The organism is Acinetobacter sp. HR7 (genome assembly GCF_000773685.1).
Lineage (GTDB): Bacteria > Pseudomonadota > Gammaproteobacteria > Pseudomonadales > Moraxellaceae > Acinetobacter > Acinetobacter thermotolerans.
On sequence record NZ_JPQO01000163.1, the window covers coordinates 1 to 3,930 of the forward strand.

The 3,930-nt window shown below is 38.7% G+C and carries 4 protein-coding genes; 1 reads left to right on the plus strand and 3 read right to left on the minus strand.

What is annotated here, in order from left to right; all coding sequences use genetic code 11:
- Nucleotides 1-554: 554 nt before the first annotated feature.
- Nucleotides 555-2,042 carry a MobQ family relaxase gene (gene mobQ / locus GW12_RS16000; protein WP_227504151.1) on the minus strand — a complete coding sequence of 496 codons (1,488 nt, stop codon included), beginning with the start codon at nt 2,040-2,042 and terminating at the stop codon, nt 555-557.
- Nucleotides 2,043-2,259: 217 nt separating this feature from the next.
- Between mobQ and GW12_RS08110 the strand changes: the two genes are divergently transcribed.
- Nucleotides 2,260-2,520 carry a hypothetical protein gene (locus tag GW12_RS08110; protein ID WP_034586034.1) on the plus strand — a complete coding sequence of 87 codons (261 nt, stop codon included), beginning with the start codon at nt 2,260-2,262 and terminating at the stop codon, nt 2,518-2,520.
- Here GW12_RS08110 and GW12_RS08115 read toward each other — a convergent pair.
- Together GW12_RS08115 and repM are read right to left on the minus strand one after the other, a co-directional pair.
- Nucleotides 2,515-2,802, minus strand: coding sequence for a hypothetical protein (locus GW12_RS08115; RefSeq protein ID WP_034586037.1), 288 nt, complete (start codon nt 2,800-2,802; stop codon nt 2,515-2,517). The genes GW12_RS08110 and GW12_RS08115 overlap by 6 nt on opposite strands.
- 14 nt (nt 2,803-2,816) lie before the next feature.
- Nucleotides 2,817-3,755 carry a replication initiation protein RepM gene (gene repM, locus GW12_RS08120; protein ID WP_034586039.1) on the minus strand — a complete coding sequence of 313 codons (939 nt, stop codon included), beginning with the start codon at nt 3,753-3,755 and terminating at the stop codon, nt 2,817-2,819.
- Between the last annotated feature and the right edge of the window lie 175 nt (nt 3,756-3,930).

Genomic DNA, 3,930 nt, shown 5'->3' on the forward strand with positions numbered 1-3,930 from the left:
CCAAAACCTTAAAAAAACCTGTGGATAACTGCCCTATGTACTCGCTTCGCTCGTACTCTATTGCTGCTCGTTCCTCGCAGCTTGGGGGCAGTTTTTCAAATACTAGGTAATAAAAACTATGGATTCGCTTCGCTCATAAAGCTATTTTTGCTCGCTTCGCTCGGTCTAGGTGCAAATATTGTGTGGCCGCTTTGCTCGGTTAATCTCGCTTTTAGGCGAAAGGGAGCTTTGTAATCAGAGGGAAAAGCGCGAGAATTTTAATTGCGTCAGTTCGCAGGCACTCCGCCTGCTCTGCAAATGTGTACTGTACTGTATCGTATTTAAGTACAGTACAGTACAGTACGACAGGCGACTTTTCGTTGTGTCGCTCGTAGACACTCGCTAAGAAAATATTTTGATCGTTTAGATATTCTTAATTAAAAAACAAAGAAGAAAATCTTAAATTTCACAGAAGGCTGTTTTTAAGCGTTTTTAGCCACGTTTAAACATCATGTGGTATTTGGTACTTAAAATCAAAAAAGATGGCTGTAATCGCAAAATAGAGCGTTTTAGAGCTATCTTTTGATCTCATTGTCCTGTGGTTTTCCGATTTTTCTGTTAATTTCTATATTTTCTAGAATTTTTACCTGATTTTCAGTGTATGTGAGCGTGTACTCTTTCCCTGTTTTCAGGTCTTTGATTTGAGGATGATAAACAAGCCCGTTTTGGGTCTGTTGGATTGTTCCGTTGCTATCCGTGCGTAAAATCTTGCCTGTGTAAGCCTTGTGAGCTTCTGCAAGCATAGAAATATTAGGGTCAATTTTTTTCTTGGCTTGTTCGAGGTCGTGATTTTTTAGGAATTTCTCTGCATTTTTTGCGTTTAAAACCATGTTTGGCTTGGTTTTTTCAATGAGTGCTATTGCTGCTGCTCTATGCTCGTCTGTTACGCCTGTTTCTTTGAATTTCGCAAAGTTTGAGCGCATTTTTTCATATTGAGCGACTTCCTGTTCAATCTTCGCCAAGTGGTCTTTTTTCCCAAAAAACATAGGCGTATTAGCCCGCATTTCATCAATTTTGGCTAACCATGCCTTAGCGTCGTTTATCTGCTTGTCCTGTAGCTCTTTAAATACTTTGTGAGCTGTTTCTTCAATCGCTGTTCTGTAGCTGGCTATGGCGTTTCTTGCGTCTGTTGTAGTGCCTTGTTTGACTTTCGGCTGTTGGGGTTCAATAGGCTTGGCTTTAGCTTCTTTTCGCTCTATCTCAAGTCTTGCAAGGGTTTCATAGTTAAAGACAATCTCTTGATCTAGGTTTTTGATCAACTGCTCATTTACTAATTTTTCAGCGTTTCTTGCCTTGATCGCATCATTTTTTAGGGTGATTTCTGTGTCTATGCCTTGTCTGCGTAACCGTGTAACGCTGCTGCCCTCGTGTTGAGTTGCTTCAAGGTCTAAGCCTTGCGCCTTGTAGCTGCGGTGATCGACTTCAACAAAAACATGCCCTGCACGTGCTAAATGGCTGTTTGTTAGGTCTGCAAACCTTTCTCTCCAGTGTTCGACCTGTTGCTTGCCGTGATCATTAAATTCTCTTGTCTTTTTCCCTAAATTGCCTTGTTCGTCAATGCTTCGGGTGGTTAGTAATATGTGAGCGTGATAGTTACGCTTATCGCTACCGTTTGCTGTGTGTGGGGCGTGAATGGCCGCATCAACGACAACACCATGACGTTTGATAATTTCCTGGCATAGGTCGTTTAACAGTTCTTGTCGTTCTTGTTTGTTGAGTTCGTGAGGAAATGCAATTTCAAATTCTCTAGCAAGCTGTGAATTTTTGCGATTCTCGACTTTCTCTACAGTGTTCCAAAGTTGGTTGCGGTCTAGTAATTCGGGGTTCGTTCCTGCAGGGGCATAGATTTTTGAAAACTCCACACCTGTTTTTTTCGTGTAATCCTGTTCTTTCCCTTGTCTTTCATCTATCAACTTTTCGCCTGAACGATAGGCAGCAGCAGCTACGGCACTCCGCCCATCTGCTCTACTTACGTTTTTAACTGAAAAGTGATAAATCGCCATTTTCTCTTTTGTCTTTTTTCCAACAACCAAAACAACAATAAAAACAAATCTGCTTTTATGGGGGTTAAGGGGGTATCCCCTTTCGCACTCCAAACTTAATGAAATTAGTTTGGGAAAGTGCGCCCTTCGGGAAAACCATTATAGCTTAGGAAGGCATTGAATCTCAATGTCAGGTGTCCTATGCTCTAATGGTTTTTTTAAAGGCTTTGGAATTACAATGGGCGTTGAATCTTTAGATCAGAAAATTGCAAAACAGGAAGAACGCTTAAAACAGCTAAAAGCACAGAAGCAAGCTGTTATCGCCCGTGAAAAAAAGAAACAGTCTGAACAGCAACGAAAGGAAGATACTAGACGTAAAATTCTACTCGGTTCTTACTTAATTAAAAAAAAGGAAAATGAACAAGACAAAGAAAAAATACTCGCTGAACTCAACGAGTATTTAACAGAAGATCGGGACAGAAAGTTATTTAATTTATAATACTTTCATCACGCCCAATTTAAATAAAAGGACTGGATATCGGATTACCCAAAGCAATGCAAATCCTAATTTTGCACCACTTACATTGTCGATAGTATTGTGAATAGTTCCATCCCAAGTAATTAAATTAGCTAAAACTTTCTTAGATAAGAAAACCCCAGCTCCGATGTAATAAATAAATGTGATCCATTGAGTCAAACCCACTGCGGAACATATTTTTGCAACAACGAAAAGACCTATAAATAAACCTAACCATATAAAAAGAGCAGTTTTTAATTGCATGTGCTTAATCCTTATTAATTGAATCCTAGTTTCTCTAAGATTGGATATAGTTCTCTAAATTTCTCGGGCTGTAATAACATTTCGGCAATACGAATTGCAAATTGTTGATAGCTCTCTGTACCTTGTGAATACTTAGACATTTCGGGCATTTCAGACATTTTATTGGCAAATAAATGGCGCTGTGCATCTGTCATTTTTATAAAAAAATCGGGCGTGTTTGGGTCACGTTTTGGGTCAATAGTTTTTTTAGGTTTAGCTTGTGTTTTTTGTTTAAACTTGAACGAAAATCCTGAAATAATGCGCCCTTTCTTATGTTGTTCATAGCTTGCTGTAATGTCTGTGTGCTCATTAATCTGCTTAATAGCTGGCTCTAAGACACGGCTTTTAAAGTTGTTCATTGCCGTGTATTCATTATCGCCTACGCCTAATCTATTTCTAAATTCTGATAGCTCAATCTCAGGTACTTTACCTGTAGCTCGCCAAGCTATCAGCATTTCATAAAGCCTTATAGCGTACTTGCTTGTAAGCTGTGCGACTTGCTTCAGTTGGTAGCTTGTAAAATGCTGCTCAAGCCTTGTGATCAATGGTACAACGTCAGGAGCGAAAGTAATTTCTAAAAGGGCTAACGAATCAACATAAAAAATCCGACTAACCCAACGTGACCGCACAACGCCAGTTTTGCCAGTTTTTTTATATTCGGCTGTATAACTAAACTGGCGATTAAATAAATTATTTACAGCATCTTTTAACGCCTTGTACGCTGCATCAGTTGATACATTGAAATGCTTTGCATAGTCACCAGCATGAATTTCTAGCTTACTGTCTGCTGTAATCCCTTGCCCTGTTTCTCTAGCGTTCATAATTGCAAGCAATATCAAACGCTGTTCAGCCGTTTCTAAGTTGTAACTTGCATTAATCAAGGCATTGTCTTTCACTACTAACCCATTTTTCATACTAAAGCTCATTTACAAGCAATTAGTTACATAATAGATAAATGTATCTTTAGATACAACTATAAATATGTAACAACATCAAGAGAAAATGTATCTTTATACAAGAGAAAATGTATCTTTATACAAGAGAAAATGTATCTTTATGCAAGAGAAAATGTATCTTTATATGCTCTGA